The following is a 19,891-nucleotide window of genomic DNA, read 5'->3' as shown; positions in this document are numbered from 1 at the left end:
CAGGACCGGGCGCCTCCCTAGCCCCGCTAGGCCCCCCGCTGGGCCCCCTGGCCAGAATCCGCTGCTTTCTCCAACTGGAACGCCTCGTTACCGAGGCCAATACGCGCATGCGCCGCAGGCCTGGCCGACTTCAGGTACGCCCCGTACCCGAGCCCCACCACCGCCGCCGACCCGATGATGCCCGGCAGGACCCAGGCGAGGGTGGAGTCGGGGCCCGTGCCGACGAGGACGTCGAAGTCCTTGACGGTGTAGCCGGCGATGAAGAGCAGGGCGACGGCGGCGAGTGCCGACGCGGTGATGCGCCAGATCTGGACGCGCGCGGCACCCCGCCGGACGAAGAAGACGATCACGGCCATGGACGCGGTGGCCATCAGGAGCAGCACGCCGAGGGCGCCGACGTTGCCGCCCCAGGTGAACAGGTGCAGGACGGGCGCGGTGGGGTCGCCGTGCGGGCCGTCGTCGGTGAGGGCGAAGCCGATCACGATGACGACGGAGACGACGGTCTGGAGCAGGGAACCCGTGCCGGGTGCGCCGCTCGCGCTGTTGGTGCGCCCGAACGCGGCGGGCAGCAGACCTTCGCGGCCCATGGCGAAGGCGTAGCGGGCGACGACGTTGTGGAAGCTGAGGACGGCGGCGAACATGCCGGTGACGAACAGGACGTGCATCACATCGGTGAAGGTGCCGCCGAGGCGGGGCTCGGTGAGCCCGAACAGCAGGCCCGCGCTCTGCTCCCGGGCGGCGGGCACGATGCCGGAGGGTCCGGCTGCGACAGTGAGCGCCCAGGAGCTGAGGGCGAAGAAGACGGCGACGAAGCCGACGGCGAAGAACATCACGCGGGCGACGACGACCTGGGGGCGGCTGGTCTCCTCGGCGTACACGGGTGCCTGCTCGAAGCCGGTGAACGCCGCTATGCAGAAGCACAGCGAGGTGGCGACGCCCGCGCCGGTGAGGGTGTCGGGGTTGAACGCGTGCAGCGAGAGCCCCTCCTGCGCCGGGTCGGCGACGGCGGCGACGTCGAAGATGACGACGAGGGCCACTTCGATCAGGAGCAGGACGCCGAGGACGCGCGCGTTGAGGTCGATCTTCAGCAGGCCGAGCGCGCCGACGAGGGCGACCGCGACGAGCGCGGGGATCCACCAGCCGACGGTGATGTCCAGGTACTTGTCGAGCAGCCCTGACACCTCGAAGCCCAGGATGCCGAACAGGCCTGCTTGCAGGGCGCTGTACGCCACGAGCGCGACGGCGGCGGCGCCCGCGCCGACGGTGCCGCCGAGACCGCGCGCGATATAGGCGTAGAAGGCGCCGGCGTTGTGGACGTGGCGGCTCATCTCCGCGTACCCGAAGCTGAACAGGGCCAGGACGACGCCGAGCATCAGGAAGAGCAGGGGCTGGCCCACGACGCCCATCACGCCGTAGGTGGTGGGCATGACACCGGCCACGACGAGGAGCGGCCCGGTGGCGGCGAGCACGGAGAGCAGCAGGCCCGCCGTGCCGAGGCGGCCCGCCCGCAGGGCCCGTTCCTCGCCCTTGTAGGTGTTGATACCCCCTTGGGGCGGAACCGTCCTGCCCCGTGATCCGGTACCGCCCCGGGGGCCGGTTCCGCCCCGGGGGCCGGTACCGCCCCGGGACCCCGCGCTGTCTGCACTGGTGCTCGATCTGCCCGTCGCCATGGTGCGGTGATCCTCTCCGCCCGTCAGGGGGCCGTTTGGTCTCTCAGGCCTTGCCGAGTGCCGCGCCGCGCGCGGCGTAGTAGGCCTGGTGCGGGTCGCGGTCCGGATACGACCAGGGGACTTCGGTCGGGTACCGGCCGATGCGGTGGAACAGCGCGGCGGCCTCGGCCGCCCGCCCCTCGCAGAACGTGGCGTGTGCGAGGAAGTTGAGGTCGACGAAAGCGCGCGGGTGCACCGACTCGTGCGGCATCTCCCACTCCAGCCACCAGTCGAAGGAAGCCTTCATCACCTGCCTGGCCCGCCGCGTCGACCAGTGCCCCGAGGCCACCGGGTCCCTGTTCTCGGTGCCCGCGGTGGCGAGCACGCGGTAGCGCTCGGTGTGCGCGATCACCGGGAGCACGGCCAACGGGGAGTGGTCGGGGGCCTGTTCGGCCGCCCAGGAGGCGAAGTCGTAGACCTCGTGGAGCGGGTCCTGGCCGGCGCCGGGCCGCCGTTCGGCGAGCCGGGCGACCATCAGGTGGTGCGCGTGGTGGTGCTCGGGGTGCCGGTGACGTACCTCGTCGAAGAGGCGTACGACGTCCTCCTCGTGGCCGAGCGAGCGCTCCAGGAGCATCAGCGCGAGCCAGGGGGTGGGGTCGGCGGGGGCCAGGGCGGCCGCCTCGCGGCAGGCGGCGCGGGCCTTCTCGGAGCGTCCCTTGCCGCGCAGCACCCGGTGCACGGCGGCGAAGGCGAGCAGGACCACGGCGTCGGCGCTCTCCGGCTCCGTGATCCGCCAGTCCCGGGCCCAGGCCGCGGTGGTGGGCTCGCGGCCGAGCACGTCGCAGCGGTGGCCCCTGCGGTCCCAGTCGTCGCCGGTGTCGGCGAGCAGCGCGCGTACCTCGGTCCAGCGTCCCTGCGCGAGCGCGGCGCGGGCGGCGACGAGTTCGGCGTCGTCGAGGGCGGCGTCGAAGCCGTGCGCGGCCTTCTTTCGGGAGCGGCCGAGCGGCGGGGGCGGAGGTGGAGACACCGCGGGACGTCCTCCCCGACGCGTTGGGCGAGCGTGTGATCACGCACAGCCAACCGGTAGGTGACTCTCCGCGTCAAGACTCCGTCATTGTTGAAACCTTGCCCAGCCCCTTACCAGCGGTTCTTCGTCCGTTTGTTCGCCCTTCGGTTCGGCCGGTACGGACGCGACGCCCGTCAACCTCCGTACCGGGAACCCGACTTGGCCCTATCCGACCGACTTCGCCGCCGCCCGCCCGGCGGCGCGACCCGAGAACAGACAGCCGCCGAGGAACGTCCCCTCCAGGGACCGGTAGCCGTGCACTCCCCCGCCGCCGAACCCCGCGGCCTCCCCGGCGGCGTACACCCCCGGCAGCGGGTCGCCGCCCTCCTGGAGGACGCGCGAGGACAGGTCGGTCTCCAGGCCGCCCAGGGTCTTGCGGGTGAGGATGTTCAGCCGGACGGCGATGAGCGGTCCTGCCTTGGGGTCGAGGACCGGATGCGGCGCGACCGTGCGCACGAGCCGGTCGCCGATGAACTTGCGGGCCCCGCGGATGGCGTTGACCTGGAGGTCCTTGGTGTACGGGTTGACGATCTCGCGGTCGCGCGCGGCGATGGTGCGGTGCAGAAGCGCCTCGTCGATGAGGGGTTCCTTGGTGAGGGCGTTCATGCCGCGCACCAGGGCGCCGAGGTCCCGTTCGACGACGAAGTCGACGCCGTGGTCCATGAACGCCTTGACCGGTCCCGGTACGTCGGCCCGCGCCCGTTCGACCACGCCGCGCACGGACCGGCCGGTCAGGTCGGGGTTCTGCTCGGAGCCGGAGAGCGTGAACTCCTTGCCGATGATGCGCTGGTTGAGCACGAACCAGGTGTGGTCGTACCCGGTGCCCATGATGTGGCTGAGCGTGCCGAGGGTGTCGAAGCCGGGGAACAGCGGTACGGGCAGGCGGTTGCCGCGGGCGTCCAGCCACAGCGAGGACGGTCCCGGCAGGATGCGGATGCCGTGCTTGTCCCAGATCGGGGCCCAGTTCTCGATGCCTTCGGTGTAGTGCCACATGCGGTCGCGGTTGATCAGGTGCCCGCCGGTGCGTTCGGCGATGCCGAGCATGAGGCCGTCGACGTGTGCGGGCACCCCGGAGATCATCTTCTCCGGCGGGCTCCCGAGGCGCTGCGGCCAATTGGCGCGGACCAGGTCGTGGTTGCCGCCGATGCCGCCGGAGGTGACGATCACGGCCTGGGCGCGGAACTCGAAGGAGCCCGTCACCTCGCGGCTGCTGGCCTTGCCCCGCTCGACGCCGGAGGGTTCGAGGACCTCGCCGGTGACGGTGTCCACGACGCCGCCGGTGCGGGTGAGACCCGTGACCCGGTGGCGGAACTTGAACTGGACCAGGCCCCGGTCCGCCCCCTCCTTGACGCGGCGGACGAAGGGGGCGAGGAGGCCGGGGCCCGTGCCCCAGGTGATGTGGAAGCGGGGTACCGAGTTGCCGTGGCCCTGGGCGTCGTAGCCGCCGCGCTCGGCCCAGCCGACCACGGGGAAGAACCGCACGCCCTGGCCGTGCAGCCAGGACCGCTTCTCGCCGGCCGCGAAGTCGACGTACGCCTCGGCCCACTTGCGCGGCCAGTGGTCCTCCTCGCGGTCGAACCCGGCCGTGCCCAGCCAGTCCTGGAGGGCCAGCTCCCGGTGGTCCTTGATGCGCAGGCGGCGCTGCTCCGGGGAGTTCACGAAGAACAGGCCGCCGAAGGACCAGTGTGCCTGGCCGCCGAGGCTCTGTTCCGGTTCCTGGTCGACGAGGATCACCCGGCGGCCCGCGTCGACGAGCTCGGCGGTCGCCGTGAGCCCCGCGAGGCCCGCGCCGATCACGATGACGTCTGCGTCGTAGGCCATGGGGCTCCTCCGAGGGTGTGCTGCCGCTGCCGGGCGGGGGGTGGTTACCGGTGGGTCAGATCCTGGGTCGGGCGGAGAGCGCAGTCAACCTTCCCGGCGGGGCCGTACGGTTGGATGGCGGAATGAGCGCAGATGTTTCCGCGGGCCGGGGCGACCTGGCGGGCGACCCGGCGGACGAGATCCTGGATGTCGTCGACGAGCACGACACCGTGGTGGAGCAGGTGCCGCGCGGCGAGGTCTACGCCCGCGGCCTTCGGCACCGCTGTGTGTTCATCGAGGCCCGCGACGCCGAGGGCCGCGTGTTCGTGCACCGCCGTACCCCGACGAAGCTGGTCTTCCCCTCCCTGTACGACATGTTTGTCGGCGGCGTCGTCGCGGCGGGCGAGTCCTACGACGACGCGGCGCTGCGCGAGGCCGAGGAGGAACTCGGGGTGACGGGCCTCCCCCGTCCGGTGCCGCTGTTCAAATTCCTGTACGACGACGGCGGCGGCCGCACCTGGTGGTCGGCGGTGTACGAGGTGCGGTGCGCGCAGCCGGTGACCCCGCAGGCCGAGGAGGTCGCCTGGCACGACTTCCTCACCGACGGGGAGCTGGCCGCCCGCGTGGGCGAATGGGAATGGGTGCCGGACGGCCTGGCCGCGTACGACCGCCTACGGGCCCTGCGGGCTCATGTGAGCCCGTCCGGCGATTGAGGGCGAGGCGCGGAGCGACGATACGGGTCCGGGGCGGAGCGCCGACATGGGGTCCGGGAGCCCCGGGCGGAAGGTACGCCTATCGTGCAAGAGTGATCACCTTCGTACAGAGCCTGCAACTGTGGTTCGCCCCCGGGCGGCTCCGCGAGGAGGGCGAGACGCCCGACTACCGTTTCTCGCTCGCCAACGAGCGCACCTTCCTCGCCTGGCTGCGCACCGCGCTGGCCCTGATCGGCGGCGGGTTCGCCGTGGACCAGTTCCTGCCCGACCTGCGCTGGGGGGTGCGCGTCGGCCTCGCGCTCGCCCTGCTCGTCGCGGGGGTGCTCTGCGCGCTGCGCGCGGTCAACCACTGGGTGCGCTGCGAGCGGGCCATGCGGCGCGGCGAGGACCTGCCCGCGTCGCGCTTCCCGGCTCTGCTCGGAGCGCTGGTGGCGGTGGTCGCGCTCGCCATGGTGGTGATCGTGGTGTTCGGGTGGGAGGGGTGAGCGTGGCACAGGCCGTGCCGCGGGACCCTGGGCTTCAGCCGGAGCGGACCCGCCTCGCGTGGCGGCGTACAACGCTCGCGTGCACGGTGGCCACGGCGCTCGGGGTGCGGGCGGTGCTGCACGACGGCGCGTCGGCGGCGGACGCCGTCATGTGTGCGCTCTGTCTGCTGCTGTGGCTGGGCGTCCTGGCCGTCGCGCACCGCAGGATGACGGCACTCAGCACGGCCCGCCCCCGCCCCCTCGGACCACGCGTCGCCGTGGCCGCGGCCCTAGGCACCACGGCCCTCGCGGTGTGCGCCATGGGGATGCTCTTCACCTGAGGCGGCGCACACGACGAGAGGCCGGGCCCGCCAAGGACCCGGCCTCTCGGACGGCGAACCCGCGCCTACCAGTAGGTGCGCGTGATCGTGTCAGGCAGGTGTCCCTGCCGCTCCCGCTCCTGGAAGATCACCGAGGCGGCCATCAGGAAAGCGCGCCGGATTCCCGGGTCCGGGTCGGGGTTCTCCACGTTCCCGACGCTTTTGTCGAGGAGCATGGCGCCGAGAGGATGTCCCTCCGCCGTGCACGGGCGGGCGACCGATGCCTCCGGGTCGATCAGAACGTTCCCGGTGGCTCCTTCCGCGGTCTCCCAGGTGTAGACGGCGGCGCCCGCTTCGAGGCAAGCAACCTTTTTGCACGTCAGGGATGCTGTCATCACCGGAACCCTATGCCGTACACCGCGGGAGCGTGCTCGTCCCAGGTGCGGCCGCGTCCAGGGTCGCCTGTGACGACCGTGACGGCCGGGTCAGCCCTGACCGGCGTGAGGGCCCGTCCTACTCCGCCCAGTCCACCGTCACCACGATCTTCCCCCGGGTGCGGCCCTGCTCGATCAGGCGGAAGGCGTCCGCCGCGCGGTCGAGGGGGAACGTCTCCTGGACGTTCACGGTGAGGACGCCCTGCTCGGCGAGTTCGGTGAGGCGGGTCAGGTCCTCGGCGTCGGGGCGCACGAAGCAGTACTGGCCGCCGAGGCCCACGACGGCGCCGTCCGCGACGGAGGCGAGGCGGCCGTCGGCGGCGAGGAGGTCGGCCGAGGTCTTGAGCGTCGCACCGCCGATCGTGTCGAAGGCGGCGTCGACGCCGCCGGGGGCGAGCGCGGCCACGCGTCCGGCGAGCCCGTCCCCGTACTCGACCGGCTCCGCGCCGAGATCCCGCAGGTAGGCGTGGTTGCGCTCGCTCGCGGTGCCGATGACCCGGGCGCCCACGTGCCGGGCGAGCTGCACGGCGAAGGAGCCGACCCCGCCCGCGGCGGCGTGCACGAGCACGGTGTCGCCCTCGGTGACGGCGAGGACCTTGACGATCACCTGGTAGGCGGTGAGCCCGGCCAGGGGCACCCCCGCGGCCTCGGCGAAGGACAGATTGCGGGGCTTGCGCGCGAGCGTGCGCACGGGCGCCGCCACGTACTCGGCGAGTGTGCCGCGCGACAGGAAGTCCTCACGTACGTAGCCGATGACCTCGTCACCGACGGCGAACTCCGGTGCGGCCACACCCGGCTGCACCACCACCCCGGCCACGTCCCAGCACGGGATCACCGGGAAGACGGCGTCCAGGGCCTGGTCGAGATGTCCCTCGCGGCACTTGTGGTCGACGGGGTTGAGGGCGGTGGCCCGCACCTTCACCAGGACGGAGTCGGGGCCGACCTTCGGGTCGCGCACATCGCCGTACTCGAGGACCTCGGGCCCGCCGTACGCCTGGTAGCTGATCGCCTTCATCGAGTCGCCCCATCGGATCGCCTTGCGGAGTCACGGATGCATGCGAAACACTTTCATAACGGGATCAAAGCGGCATCGAGTACTAGCCTGAGAGAGTCACACCGGCACGGCCCGCGGCGGTCGCACCGGCACGTCCGGAGAGGGTTCCCGCACAGAAGGTGTACGCCATGACCACGCTTCACCAGGAACACCCGGCGCACGAGCATGCCCACAGCCCGGGCTGCGGGCACCCGGAGGTCCCGCACGGCGACCACGTCGACTACGCGCACGACGGCCATCTGCACCGCGCGCACGAGGGCCACTACGACGAGTGCGAGCCCGCCGCGCACGTGGCCCACGAGGGGCACGACCACCGGCACGGCGAGGACTGCGGCCACCGCGCCGTGCCGCACGGGGACCACCTCGACTATGTGCACGACGGCCACCGGCACGCCGAGCACGACGGCCACTGGGACGACCACTAGACCCGCGACGACCGTTAGACCCGCTAGTCCCACCAGGCCCGCTAGACCCACCGGCCCACCAGGCCCACCAGGCCCACGGCCGACTGAACCATCCCCCCAGAGGCGCCCGGTCCCCCTTCCCCGGCCGGGCGCCCGCCCATGCGCACCCCCGCGATCCTGATCACGTTCGACGCGGACCCTCTGGACGACATACCGACTGGTCGGCATCATGAACGGCAACGCGCCGAAAGCACCGCTCACCGTTCACCGTTCACCGTCCGCCGTCCGCCGTCCGCCGTTCACGATCAGGAGCGACCCACTGATGAGCCCAGACCGCCCCCCGGGCCCGCCCGGCCTCGACCTCGACCGACTGCGCGCCCACCTCGACCGGGAGCGGCCCGGCCTCCTCGCCGCGGGTCCGCTCACGGGTCGGCTGATCGAGGGCGGCCGGTCCAACCTCACGTACGCCGTCTCGGACGGCACCGGGCACTGGGTGGTGCGGCGCCCGCCGCTCGGTCATGTCCTCGCCACCGCGCACGACATGAAGCGCGAGCACCGGGTGATCAGCGCGCTGCACCCGACGGCCGTGCCGGTGCCGCGCACGGTGCTCCTGTGTGAGGACGACGAGGTGCTCGGCGCCCCGTTCTACGTGATGGAGTTCGTGGCGGGCACGCCGTACCGCACGGCCGCCCAGCTCGCGCCGCTCGGCCCCGAGCGCACCCGCGCCGCCGTGCTCGGTCTCGTCGATACGCTGGTGGACCTGCACGCCGTGGACCCGGCGGCGGTGGGGCTCGGGGACTTCGGCCGGCCCGAGGGGTTCCTCGACCGGCAACTGCGCCGCTGGGGCAAGCAGTTGGCCGCGTCGCGCGGACGCGACCTGCCGGGCGTCGAGGAGCTGCACGCGGCCCTCGGCAGGGCGCTGCCCCCTTCGCCCGCCCCCACCGTGGTGCACGGCGACTACCGCCTGGACAACGTCCTCCTTGACACCTCCGGCGGCACCGGCAGCGCTGATCACATCACCGCGGTCCTGGACTGGGAGATGTCCACGCTCGGCGACCCGCTCACCGATCTGGGCCTGCTCGTGATGTACAGCGTCGAGCTGGAGGTGCCCGAGTCGCCGGTCAGCACCACGGCGAGCGCGGCGGGGCACCCCGACCCCGCCGAGCTGATCGAGCGCTACGCGGCCCGCTCCGGCCGTGACGTCTCCGCCGTCTCCTGGTACACGGCCTTCGCCTGGTTCAAGCTCGCCGTGATCCTGGAGGGCATCCACTACCGCTACACGCTCGGCCAGACGGTCGGCGCGGGCTTCGACCGCATCGGCGATCTCGTGCCCGTCTTCATCGAGCGCGGCCTGACCACCCTGAACGAAGGCTGAGAGGACCCGGACACCATGGATTTCGGTTACGACACCCGCACCGAGGAACTGCGCGCGAGGCTGCTCACCTTCATGGACGAGCACGTCCTGCCCGCCGAGCGGGTGGCCGAGGAACAGCGCGCCGCGCTCGCCTCGCCGTGGGACACGCCCGCCGTCGTCGGGGAGCTGAAGGCCGAGGCGCGCCGCCAGGGGCTGTGGAACCTCTTCCTGCCCGACGCCCGGCACGGTGCGGGCCTGACCAACCTCCAGTACGCGCCGCTCGCCGAAATCACCGGCCGCAGCCCGCACTTGGCGCCGACCGCCGTCAACTGCGCGGCGCCGGACACCGGCAACATGGAGGTGCTCGCCCAGTTCGGCACCGACGAGCAGCAGAAGCAGTGGCTGGAGCCGCTGCTCGCGGGTGAGATCCGCTCGGCGTTCGCCATGACGGAGCCCGATGTGGCCTCCTCCGACGCCACGAACATCACCACGCACATCCGGCGCGAGGGCGACGAGTACGTCGTCAGCGGCCGCAAGTGGTACATCTCCGGGGCGATGAACCCCGACTGCAAGGTCTTCATCGTCATGGGAAAGACCGACCCCGAAGGCCCCGACATCCGCCGCCAGCAGTCGATGGTGCTCGTCCCGCGCGACGCCCCCGGCGTCGAAGTGCGCCGCGCCATGCGGGTGTACGGGTACGAGGACCACTCCCACGGCGGCCACGCGGAGGTGGTCTTCGACCAGGCGCGGGTGCCCGTGAGCAACCTCGTCGGCGAGGAGGGCGGCGGCTTCGCCATCGCCCAGGCGCGCCTGGGTCCCGGCCGGATCCACCACTGCATGCGGCTGATCGGCATGGCCGAGCGGGCCATCGAGCTGATGTGCCGCCGGGCCGTGGAGCGCACCGCGTTCGGCAAGCCGCTGGCCCGGCAGGGCGTGGTCCAGGAGTGGATCGCGGACGCCCGGGTCGCGGTGGAGCAGGTGCGCCTGCTCGTCCTGAAGACCGCGTGGCTGATGGACACGGTGGGCAACAAGGGGGCGCACACCGAGATCCAGGCCATCAAGATCGCCACCCCGCGGACCGTGGTCGGCATCCTCGACCAGGCCGTCCAGTTGCACGGCGCGGGCGGTGTGAGCCAGGACTTCCCGCTGGCGGAGCTGTGGGCGGCGGCCCGTACGCTGCGCCTCGCCGACGGCCCCGACGAGGTGCACCAGCGCTCCCTGGCGCGGCGGGAGCTGAAGAAGTACGTCTGACGAGGCCGGGGGCGGCCCGGGGGCGGCTCTAGGGGCGCAGCGCGCGCAGCAGCAGGTCCGCGAGCTGGTCCGCGACCTCCTGGGGCGTCAGGGGCCCGTCGGGGCGGTACCACGTGGACAGGTGGTGGACGGAGCCGAAGTGGTAGTCCACCACCAGGTCCGCCGGGGTGGCCGTGGAGAAGACCCCGGCCTCCTGGCCCTCCTCGATCAGGGCGCGGAACCGCTCGTGGTAGCGCCGCCGCTCCGCCCGCACCTGCTTGTGCTTCTCCGGGCTGAGGTGGTGCATGGAGCGGAAGAAGATCGAGGCGTCGTCGAGGTGCGCGATGGTCGTGACGACGACGTCGGCCGCCGCGTCCCGCAGCCGCCGCTCCACCGGCTCGTCCGCGTCGGCGAACGCGTCGAGCCGCTCCTGCTGTACGCGAAGCAGCCGCGCGTACACCTCGTGCAGCAGGTCGTCCTTGGACCCGAAGTAGTGGTACAGGGCGCCCTTGGTGACGCCTGCCGCCTCGACGATCTCCTGCACGGACGTACGGTCGTAGCCGCGGTCGGCGAAGAGCCGGGTGGCGGCGGCGAGCAGCCGCTGCGGGACGGGCGTGCCGTCACCGTCCGTCGTTCTGGCCACTGCCGCCACCTGCCTTCCGTTCCATGGTCCTCAGCTCTTCCGGGTCGGATCTCTCGGGTCGGACCCGCGAGTCTGCTTCATGAGCGAGAACGCAGTTCCCGCCGGAGGATCTTCCCACTTGTCGTCTTCGGCAGTTCCGTCAGGACCTCCACCACGCGTGGGTACTTGTACGCGGCGAGCCGCTCCCTGCAGTACGCGACGAGTTCACCCGCGTCGGCTTCCGTACCGGCGCGCAGGCTCACGTACGCCTTGACGCTCTCCCCGCGGTAGGCGTCGGGCACGCCGACGACGGCGGCCTCGCGCACCGCCGGATGCGTGTACAGGACGTCCTCGACCTCGCGCGGCCAGACCTTGAACCCGGAGGCGTTGATCATGTCCTTCTTGCGGTCGACGACGTACAGCCAGCCGTCGGCGTCCATGAAGCCGATGTCGCCGGTGCGCAGCTCGCCGCCGGGGAAGGTGGCCGCGGTGGCGTCGGGCCGTTTCCAGTAGCCGGGTACGACCTGCGGGCCGCGCACCACGATCTCGCCGGGCGTGCCGAAGGGCACCTCCGCGCCGTGTTCGTCGAGGACGCGGACGACGGTGTCGGGCCCCGGCACGCCGACCGCGAGCGTCCCGGAGTCCGGGTCGACGGGCGCGGTGCGGCCGGGCGGCACCGAGGCGCAGGGCGCGGTGCACTCGGTCAGGCCGTAGCCGTTGTGGAGGTAGGGGCCGAAGCCCGCGCGGAACTTCTCCACGAGCGCGGGCGGCAGCGGCGCGCCGCCGCAGGAGATCAGCACGAAGGAGTCGAAGTGGGCGCGCGTGGCCCCCGGGTGGGCGGCCAGGGCCATGAAGGCGGTGGCGGGTCCGACGGTGTAGGCGGGGCGGTGCTCGGCGAAGGCGTCGAGGACGACGCCCGCCTCGAAGCGGTACGTGAGGGCGAGCGTGCCCGCGTTCGTCAGGCAGGCGGCCAGTTGGGCGACCATGCCGGTGATGTGGAAGAGCGGGGCGAGGGCGAAGTAGCAGGAGCCTTCGGGGATGCCGGATCCGGCGCGCTGCCGCTCGGCGTTGTAGGTGATGTTGCCGTGGGTGTTCGTGGCGCCCTTGGGGGTGCCGCTGGTCCCCGAGGTGTAGCTGATCAGCGCGGTGTCCGCCGGGCCCGGTTCGCGGCCGCCGGGGGCGGGGAGCCCCTGCCGGGCGACGGTCACCAGGTCGTCGGCGTCCGCGGCCTGCGGCAGCCGTTCGAAGCCGAGGACGCGCGGGTCGTTACGGGACTGGAGGTCCAGTTGGCAGGTGGTGAGGACGATGCGCACGCCGGTGCCCGCGGCAGTGTCCCGCAGATGGGTCTCCCAGGCCTGGTCGGCGCAGATCAGCGCGGTCACGTCGGCGTCGGTGAGCAGGTGCCGGGTCTCGGCCGACTTGTACATGGGGTTGACGGGCACGACGGTGGCGCCGGCCTTCCAGGCGCCGAGCAGCGCGATCACGAAGTGCGGGGTGTTCTGCAGGACGATCGCGACGCGGTCGCCGCGCACGAGGCCGCGGCCGGCGAGGTGCCCGGCGACGGAGTCGCTGAGGGCGTCGACCTCGCGGTAGCTGAGGCGGCCGTCGAAGTAGGCGAGCGCGGTGCGGTCGGGCGCGCCGACGACGGCGGCGCGGAAGGCGTGCACGACGGACGCGGCGGGGGCGACGGGGGCGCGCTGGGCGTCGTTCAGGAGCCCGAGCCAGGGCTTGGCCGCGTAGCGGGAGGAAGAAGTGGTCGCGGTGGCGGCGGGGCCGGGGTGCTCGGGGAGGGCGCCCTCGGCGGTCGGGGGGTGGCTCACTGCTCGGACGCCTCCCACTTCTGCTGGATGTGGTTCATGTTCAGCAGCCAGGTGTCGGGTTCCGTGGCCCGTGCCCGGTAGTACTCGGCGACATCGGGGTGCGGCAGGATCAGGAAGCGGTCCTCGGCCATCCCGGCGAACAGCGCGTCGACGACGTCCTCGGGCTCGATCGCGGTGGGGGCGAGCACCAGCTCGCCGGCGGAGCCCGCGGCCGTGAGCATCGCCGTGCGGACGCCCTGCGGGCAGATCGCGTGCACCTTGAGGCCGCGGTGCCGGTAGGTCAGCGAGAGCCATTCGGCGAAGGCGTACGCGCCGTGCTTGGTGACGCTGTACGGGGCCGCGCCCACCATGGTGAGCAGGCCCGCCGCGGACACCGTGGACACGAACCGGCCCTCGCCGCGCTCCAGCCAGTCGGGCAGCAGCGCGTGCGCGGCCCGGACGTGCGCCATCACGTTCACGTCCCAGGCGTCGGCCCACACCTGCTCGGCCGCCGCCTCCGTGCCGGCGGACGCGAGGCCAGCGTTGGCGCAGTACACGTCCACGGTGCCGTCGAGCGCGGCGAGGGCGTCGGCGACGATCGCGGAGGCGTCGCCCGGCACGGCCACGCCGCCCACCTCGTCGGCGACCGCCGCGGCTCTCGGGGCGTCCAGGTCGTTGACGACGACACGGGCCCCGGCCGCGGCGAAGCGGCGGGCCAGTTCGGCCCCGATCCCGCCGCCCGCACCGGTGACGACGACTCCCTTGCCCTGCAGGCTCTCCACGGGCGGTCTCCTTCGGCCTCGATCACGTATCGACAGCAGACTAACCAGTCGGTATGTCGTCGCGGAAGGGGGCTGCGCACCGGCGGGCGCACCTCCGTGGTGGAGCAGGCCCCACCACGCGTCGGGGTGCCTCCACGATGGCGGCGACGGCCCGCCGCACGGGATCGTGATCTTCGCGAGGGAAACACGATCCCAGGAGGACACACATGGCAAGGACCGCCCCCCTGCGGGCCTCTTTGGTACTGGTCACGGCGATCGGAGCGGGCACGCTCACCGCGCCGGGGGTGGCGCAGGCGGCTCCGCGCGCGGACGATCCGGTGCGGGCCATCGAGAGCGCCGCGCACCCGCTGCGCACCACAGGGCCCGGTGGCTCCACGAAGGATCTGCGGCCGCTGGACCGCATGGTGGGTGCCGCCGATGTCGTGGGGCTCGGCGAGGCCACGCACGGCACGCACGAGTTCTTCAGCATGAAGGACCGCCTCTTCCGCCATCTCGTCGAGGAGAAGGGATTTCGGACCTTCGCCCTGGAGACCAGTTGGACCACCGGCCTGCGCTTCGACGCCTACGTCCGCGGCGGCAAGGGCGACGTACGGGAGCTGGCCCGCCGCGAACTGGCGAAGGGCCCCTGGTACACCGAGGAGTACATCCGGCTGCTCACCTGGATGCGCCAGTACAACGAACGGCACCCGGACGACCCGGTGCGGTTCATGGGCAACGACCTCAATCACCCGGCCATCGGCGCCGAGCTGTTCGACGCGGTGACCGACCATGTACGCCGCAACGAGCCCGCGCTCCTCGGCCGGATCACGTCCCTGTACCGGCCGATCAGGAAGGTGTCCGACGGCGACGCCTACATGGCCCTGCCCCTCGCCGAGCGCGCCCGCCTCGCGAAGAACGCCCGGGCCGCGTACGACCTGGTCAAGAAGGTGCGGCCGGACGGGCACGACACCACGTACGCCTGGACCCTCCAGCACGCACGGTCCATCCTGCAGACGGCGGACATCTACGCCTTCGACACCGCGACCCCGCAGGGGCAGAGCGGCGCGATGCTCTACCGCGACCGGATCATGGCGGAGAACACCGCGTGGTGGCACCGGCAGACCGGCGACAAGGTCCTGGTGTCGGCGCACAACGCCCATCTCGGGTACGAGTCCTACGACCCGCGCTATCCGCGGATGCAGGGCGCCTTCCTGCGCGACACCTTCGGCACGAAGTACCGAAGCATCGGATTCACCTTCGCCCGGGGCTCCTTCATGGCGACGAACACCGACGACGAGGTGTACAAGCCGCGCACGGTCGGCGCGGCCACGCGCGGCATGAACGAGTACACCCTCGACAAGGTGTCCCACGACAACTACTACGTGGACACGCGCACCGCCCCCGCGGCCGCGCGGAAGTGGCTGGGCAAGAAGCGCCCGACCCGCAGCATCGGCACCGCCTACCCCGACGGCCCGCACGGCATCCGGCTCGGCGCCACCCACGACATCCTCATCCATCTGCACAAGACCACGGCGGCACACCGGGTGCGGTAGCGCCCGCCCCGCAGCGGGTCGGGTGCCGGGTCTCCCGCGTGTTCCGCCGCGCGTCTGGTCAGCGCCGCCTCCCGGCAGGACCATGCGGGCGTGAAGCCCTACTGGGAACTGACCTTTGACTCCGACGGCGACGTCGACGCCGCACAGCGCGGCCGGCTCCTCTCGGGAGCGGAGCGGGAGCGCGTCACCGATCTGCTGGTGTTCGCGCACGGCTGGAACAACGACCTGCGGACGGCCCGGAACCTGTACCGCAGGTTCTTCACGCCGTTCGCCCGGCTCGCGGGCTCCGGGGTGCGCCTCGGCTACGCGGGCGTCCTGTGGCCCGCGAGCCGTTTCCCCGACGAGCCGATCCCCGACTTCGAGCCGTCCGCGACACCCCGCGCGGCCACCCCGGCTCCCGTCCGCGACCCGGACGACGTCGCGCTCGACGAGCCCACCCTCCACCTCCTCGCCAGGGTGTTCCCCGGCCCGGCGGACGCGGCCCGCATCGACCGCCTCGGCCTGCTGCTCCAGGAGCGCTCCGCGGTCCGCTCCCGCCTCGACGAGTTCGTGCGGATCGTGCGCGACCTGGTGGCGGTGCGCGAGCCGAGCCCGGCGCACGAGTTCGGCCACGACATCGGCGGCGGCGAGCCCGCCATGCTCACCGACGACGCCGTCGAGGTCTGCGAGGTGTTCCTCGCCATGCTGGAGGACCGCGAGGGACGGCAGTTCCTCGGCGGGGCGCCTGGGCGGCTGTGGCGGGGCGCGAAGGAACTCCTTCGCCAGGCCACGTACTACGCGATGAAGCGACGGGCCGGTGCCATCGGCCGCCTTGGCCTCGGCCCCGCCCTCGGTCTGCTCGCCGGTGACGTGCCGGACATCCGGGTGCACCTCGTCGGGCACAGCTTCGGGGCCCGCCTGGTGTCGTACGGGGTGCAGGGGATGCCTGCCGGGGCGCGCTGCGTGAAGTCCGTGACGCTGCTCCAGGGCGCCTTCTCGCACTACGCGTTCAGCGGCAGGCTGCCGCACGACCGGTCGCGCGGCGGCGCGCTGCACAGGGTGCCGAGACGGATCGACGGCCCGCTCGTGTGCTGCTACTCGCGTCATGACGACGCGCTCGGGCGGCTCTATCCGCTCGCCTCCAAGCTGGCCGGGGACTCCTGCGGTTTCCTCGGTCTGTGGGAGCGGTGGGGCGCGCTCGGCTTCGACGGGATCAAGGCCGTCGACGGCGCCCGCAGGGTGGGGCTCGGCGCCGCCCTTCCGGCCCGCGGCTGCGTGAGCGTGGACGCCGCGGCCGTGGTGCGGCGCGGCGGGGCGCCCAACGGCGCGCACAGCGACATCTGTCACGAGGAACTGGCACGCACCGTGTGTGCCGCGGGCCGGATCGCCCTAGCCGCTGACGGCCGGTGACAGCCGCTGACAGCCACTGACGGCCGCGCGGGTGGTGGGAGCCCACGCGGCCGTCCGCTCACCGGTTCCGGCGCACCGGTCCGTTCACGGATTCCGGCGCACCGGTCCGTTCACCGGTGCCGGGGGAACTCCACCACCTGCTGGTAGGTCGGCCGGTTCTGCCACTGGACGGCCCGGTGCGTGATGCCGCCGAGCGCCCGGTGGATCACGGCGTCCGCGCACCACTGGTCACCGGCCTTGCAGCTCGCGTCGCCGGGGTAGACCTTCGACGCCGGTTCGGCAGCGGCCTTGGCGAGGGTCCCGATGAGTGCGTCCCGGCAGGCGTCGAGTGCGCCGCCCCCGCAGTACGCGTCCTTGGTCCAGCCCTTGACGGGCTGCCCGAGCACGGTCCGCAGGTCCTTGTCGGCGTAGCCCCACCACCCGTACTGGAAGGCGGAACCGGCGTGCGCGCCGGTCGGGCCGTGCCCGGCGGACGGCGCCTCGTCCACGCCGAGTTGCGCGGTGAGCGAGCCGTAGAGGCCGTCCCCGAGCCCCGGCTTGAACATGGCATCGACGAGCAGCGGCCACCAGGCGTCCATGATGCGCACGGCGTCGGGGTGCGCGTAGGCGTGCGAGCCCGGCGCGGTCTCCCTGCGCTGCGACCCCGCCTTCCGCCACGCCTCCAACTGCTCGACCGCCTTGGCGAGTTGCGGGTCCTGGACCGGTTTGCCGCGGACCACCTTCAGTAGCTCGGGCAGCACCTGTTCGCCCCGCAGGTCGGTGACGGCGGCCTCCGCCATGGCCCGGGTGAGCGAGGCGCGGGTCACGCCGCCCTGCTTCACGAGCTCGCGCACCCGGTCGTCGAGCAGGTCGCCGCGGTGCACGGCGCCCATGCCGAAGCTGGCCGCGCTGAAGTCCTTGGCCTGCTTGTTGTTCCAGGAGATGTAGTAGTCCTGGTCGACCGACTGCGGGTGCTCGGCGGGAGGTGTCTGCGCCGAGGTGTTGTCCTTCGGGTCGAAGTCCTGCCATTCGTGGTCCTGTCGGGCGTGCACCGGGAAGGACGGGTCGATGTCCTTGGCGCGCCTGGGGTTGGCGCCGCTGTTGTAGTACGCGGTGTCACGCGAGTCGGCGTAGAACCAGTTGAAGGCGTAGGAGATGTTCTCGGCGGCCTTCTTGAACGACGCGGCGTCCTTGACGTACCCGGGGTCGTTGAGCATCTGGAAGCCGATGATCGAGTCGGCCTCGTGGCGGTAGGTGGAGCGCAGCGAGACGTACGCGACGGGCTTGCCGTCGACGGTCGCGCGGTGCGTGACGATGCCGTACTTCGTGCGGAGGACCTGCATGCGGTAGGAGCCCGCGGGGGTGGAGTCGGCGACCGTCGGCTTCCACGCGTTCTCGCGCTCCAGCTTCTCCATCGGGGTGCACGTGCCCCGGTAGAGGTAGTGGGTGGCGTCCTTGGCCGGGGCGCCGCCGCCGGGGGCGCACAGCTCGACGGCGTAGGTGTCCGTGATGTCCTGTCCCGCGGACGTCGCCGACCACGCGTAGTCCTGGCCGCGGCCGAGCTGGACGTACATGCCGACCCCGGCGAAGGAGACGCCGCGCGCGCTGATGCCGGGCCCTTGCAGCTCCTGCTGCATGAGGAGCTGGGGCGCGAAGTAGCCGGTCTGCGGGCCGAAGACGGCCACCGGGTTGCCGCTCGCGGTGTGCTCGCCGGAGACCATCAGGGCGTTGGACATGCCCTTGCGGTGGGCGGGGTCGCCCGCCGCGCCGCCGAAGAGGTCGGCGGGCAGCACGCCGTCGTCGAACATGCCCTGTAGCGGCTTCAGCCTCTCCGGCGCCCGCACCGGGTCCTTCGCCGCCCGGTCCGGGCTCCGCGCACCGCCCTGACGGTCGTACACGAGCTGTTCGCGCGCCACCGAGCCCGGGTCGGGCAGGGCGGTGCCGCGGGCCTTCTCGGGCTTGCCCGCGTACGGGAAGGAGGTGCCGTCGTGGACGGTCCGCACGGTTTCGGGGTCGTTGCGGGCGCGGAAGGTCTCCCAGATCTCGGAGCCCTTCTCGACGCCGTACTTCTGCTGCGCCGCGAGCAGGGAGAGCGCGGACTCGACCTCGCCCCCGCCGCCGTTGCCGAACAGGCCGCCGACCACCGAGGCGAGCGCGATCATGTCGGTGACCTTGAAGGGCTCGATCTCGCCGACGTTGGTGATCGCGTCGATCTTGCCGGTGAGGACGTACTCGCCGGGGAAGTAGCGGCCGTTCTTGGACTTCACGCGGTAGGCGTTGAGCCCGTCGACGTAGGCCTGCGCGTCCTCCATGGCCTGCTTGCCGCGCTCTCCTTGCGCCGACTTGATGTAGTCGACCTGCCGCTCCAGGTCCTGTTCGGTGTACGGGGCCTGCGGCCAGAACTGCTGCTCAAGTCCCTGGTTGGCGGGGGCGCCGCCCGCGAACGGGGTCAGTTGACCGCGGCCGATGTGCCGGAACAGGTCGATGAGCCACAGCCGGTCCTGTCCGGCGGCGAAGCCCGCGCCGAACTCGGTGCCGTACCGCGTGGTGCCCTGGATGTGCGGTATGCCGTACTTCTTGTCGCGGGTGATCGTGACGTCGTCGCGCGGTTTGGTGACGGAGGCCACCTGGCCGGGTTCGACGCCGAAGGAGGCGTCGTTGAAGAACTCGGTCAGCTTCTCGTCGGTGAGCCCGGGATAACCGGACGAGAGCGCGTCGTAGGGACCCAACTGGTCGTCGGCGTGCGGGGGCTTGGTGCCGAGGACGCGGTGGCTGAGTATCTCGGCGAGGGTGGCGTTGCCGTTCGCGCCGGGCGGCAGGATGTCCGCGCAGTTGTCGCCGCAGTAGTCGGTGACGGGCGGCGGCTCGGCCGCGGCGGCGCCGGGGCCCGGGGCGAGCAGGAGGGAGGCCCCGAGGGCCAGGGCCGCTGACATGGTGAGGGTTCTGAGCCGTGCGGTGCGTCGTCGCATGGGTGCGCTCCTCCGGTCCTGCGGATGACCATGGGTGCCGGCCGCCATGAGTGCCACCGGCCGGCCATGAGTGCTTCGGAAGGCCGTCGGGGCGGAGGTTACTGTCGAGTTGACGAACCTGAAAGGTGAACAACCGTCGCCTTTTCACAACCGCCACACGGCGCCTGCTCCCTGTCCCCACGACCTGCGGTCCGGCACCTCCGTTCCCGGCCATGTCGCGCCTTCTCATGCATCACCGTTGGCCTGCGGGGCACGCGATCGAGGAAGCCACCGAAAATCGGATGGCACCAAAACGCGAGTCGATACGTCTACTCGTTGTCCGCGGGATCCA

General features: G+C 72.2%; 17 protein-coding genes. 8 read left to right on the top strand and 9 right to left on the bottom strand.

Annotation, left to right across the window (positions count from 1 at the left end):
• Window positions 1-26: 26 nt before the first annotated feature.
• The 3 genes from IG78_RS0105875 to IG78_RS0105865 form a co-directional block, all read right to left on the bottom strand.
• Window positions 27-1,670 (bottom strand): APC family permease, encoded by a 1,644-nt coding sequence (locus IG78_RS0105875; RefSeq protein ID WP_030560215.1) that lies wholly within the window; start codon window positions 1,668-1,670, stop codon window positions 27-29.
• 43 nt (window positions 1,671-1,713) lie between these two features.
• Window positions 1,714-2,676, bottom strand: coding sequence for a hypothetical protein (locus IG78_RS0105870; protein ID WP_030560213.1), 963 nt, complete (start codon window positions 2,674-2,676; stop codon window positions 1,714-1,716).
• Window positions 2,677-2,880: 204 nt separating this feature from the next.
• On the bottom strand, window positions 2,881-4,536 hold the full coding sequence (locus IG78_RS0105865) for an FAD-binding dehydrogenase (RefSeq protein WP_030560212.1): 1,656 nt from the start codon (window positions 4,534-4,536) through the stop codon (window positions 2,881-2,883).
• A 122-nt stretch (window positions 4,537-4,658) separates the two neighbouring features.
• On the opposite strand from IG78_RS0105865, the gene IG78_RS0105860 reads away from it, so the two are divergent.
• The 3 genes from IG78_RS0105860 (at window position 4,659) to IG78_RS0105850 (ending at window position 6,033) form a co-directional block, all read left to right on the top strand.
• Window positions 4,659-5,228: an NUDIX hydrolase gene (locus IG78_RS0105860; protein WP_051852403.1), complete on the top strand. Its 570-nt coding sequence runs from the start codon at window positions 4,659-4,661 to the stop codon at window positions 5,226-5,228.
• 92 nt (window positions 5,229-5,320) lie between these two features.
• Window positions 5,321-5,713, top strand: a complete 393-nt coding sequence (locus IG78_RS0105855; RefSeq protein WP_030560209.1) for a YidH family protein — start codon at window positions 5,321-5,323, stop codon at window positions 5,711-5,713.
• Complete coding sequence (locus IG78_RS0105850; protein WP_225881950.1) at window positions 5,710-6,033, top strand: DUF202 domain-containing protein; 324 nt, start codon at window positions 5,710-5,712, stop codon at window positions 6,031-6,033. Before IG78_RS0105855 ends, IG78_RS0105850 begins: the two co-directional genes overlap by 4 nt.
• Window positions 6,034-6,098: 65 nt before the next feature.
• Here IG78_RS0105850 and IG78_RS0105845 read toward each other — a convergent pair whose 3' ends face one another.
• Both IG78_RS0105845 and IG78_RS0105840 read right to left on the bottom strand, forming a co-directional pair.
• On the bottom strand, window positions 6,099-6,407 hold the full coding sequence (locus IG78_RS0105845; RefSeq protein ID WP_030560206.1) for a hypothetical protein: 309 nt from the start codon (window positions 6,405-6,407) through the stop codon (window positions 6,099-6,101).
• Window positions 6,408-6,525: 118 nt separating this feature from the next.
• The gene (locus IG78_RS0105840; RefSeq protein WP_030560205.1) at window positions 6,526-7,461 is read right to left on the bottom strand and encodes an NADP-dependent oxidoreductase; all 936 of its coding nucleotides are present in this window, start codon (window positions 7,459-7,461) and stop codon (window positions 6,526-6,528) included.
• Between the two features lie 167 nt (window positions 7,462-7,628).
• Between IG78_RS0105840 and IG78_RS0105835 the strand changes: the two genes are divergently transcribed.
• From IG78_RS0105835 to IG78_RS0105820, 3 genes are all read left to right on the top strand, one after another.
• The gene (locus IG78_RS0105835) at window positions 7,629-7,925 is read left to right on the top strand and encodes a hypothetical protein (protein WP_030560204.1); all 297 of its coding nucleotides are present in this window, start codon (window positions 7,629-7,631) and stop codon (window positions 7,923-7,925) included.
• 301 nt (window positions 7,926-8,226) lie between these two features.
• A complete protein-coding gene (locus tag IG78_RS0105825) occupies window positions 8,227-9,279 on the top strand; it encodes a phosphotransferase family protein (RefSeq protein WP_030560203.1) in 1,053 nt (350 codons plus the stop codon).
• Between the two features lie 15 nt (window positions 9,280-9,294).
• On the top strand, window positions 9,295-10,509 hold the full coding sequence (locus IG78_RS0105820; protein ID WP_030560202.1) for an acyl-CoA dehydrogenase family protein: 1,215 nt from the start codon (window positions 9,295-9,297) through the stop codon (window positions 10,507-10,509).
• Between the two features lie 28 nt (window positions 10,510-10,537).
• Here the strand turns inward: IG78_RS0105820 and IG78_RS0105815 are convergent, their stop codons facing one another.
• The 3 genes from IG78_RS0105815 to IG78_RS0105805 form a co-directional block, all read right to left on the bottom strand.
• Entirely contained in the window at window positions 10,538-11,131 is a 594-nt protein-coding gene (locus IG78_RS0105815; protein WP_030560201.1) for a TetR/AcrR family transcriptional regulator, read from the bottom strand.
• A gap of 77 nt (window positions 11,132-11,208) precedes the next feature.
• Complete coding sequence (locus tag IG78_RS0105810; protein ID WP_051852420.1) at window positions 11,209-12,822, bottom strand: class I adenylate-forming enzyme family protein; 1,614 nt, start codon at window positions 12,820-12,822, stop codon at window positions 11,209-11,211.
• A 104-nt stretch (window positions 12,823-12,926) separates the two neighbouring features.
• On the bottom strand, window positions 12,927-13,691 hold the full coding sequence (locus IG78_RS0105805) for an SDR family oxidoreductase (protein ID WP_030560199.1): 765 nt from the start codon (window positions 13,689-13,691) through the stop codon (window positions 12,927-12,929).
• A gap of 206 nt (window positions 13,692-13,897) precedes the next feature.
• Here IG78_RS0105805 and IG78_RS0105800 point away from each other — a divergent pair, with 206 nt between their 5' ends.
• Together IG78_RS0105800 and IG78_RS0105795 are read left to right on the top strand one after the other, a co-directional pair.
• The gene (locus IG78_RS0105800; protein ID WP_031128344.1) at window positions 13,898-15,223 is read left to right on the top strand and encodes an erythromycin esterase family protein; all 1,326 of its coding nucleotides are present in this window, start codon (window positions 13,898-13,900) and stop codon (window positions 15,221-15,223) included.
• 90 nt (window positions 15,224-15,313) lie between these two features.
• Window positions 15,314-16,612, top strand: a complete 1,299-nt coding sequence (locus tag IG78_RS0105795; protein WP_030560196.1) for a hypothetical protein — start codon at window positions 15,314-15,316, stop codon at window positions 16,610-16,612.
• A 110-nt stretch (window positions 16,613-16,722) separates the two neighbouring features.
• Here IG78_RS0105795 and IG78_RS0105790 read toward each other — a convergent pair whose 3' ends face one another.
• Window positions 16,723-19,560: a penicillin acylase family protein gene (locus IG78_RS0105790; protein WP_030560195.1), complete on the bottom strand. Its 2,838-nt coding sequence runs from the start codon at window positions 19,558-19,560 to the stop codon at window positions 16,723-16,725.
• Window positions 19,561-19,891 lie beyond the last annotated feature (331 nt).

This window comes from Streptomyces aureocirculatus, assembly GCF_000720475.1.
GTDB lineage: Bacteria > Actinomycetota > Actinomycetes > Streptomycetales > Streptomycetaceae > Streptomyces > Streptomyces aureocirculatus.
This window is presented reverse-complemented; position numbering and strand designations above follow the sequence as displayed.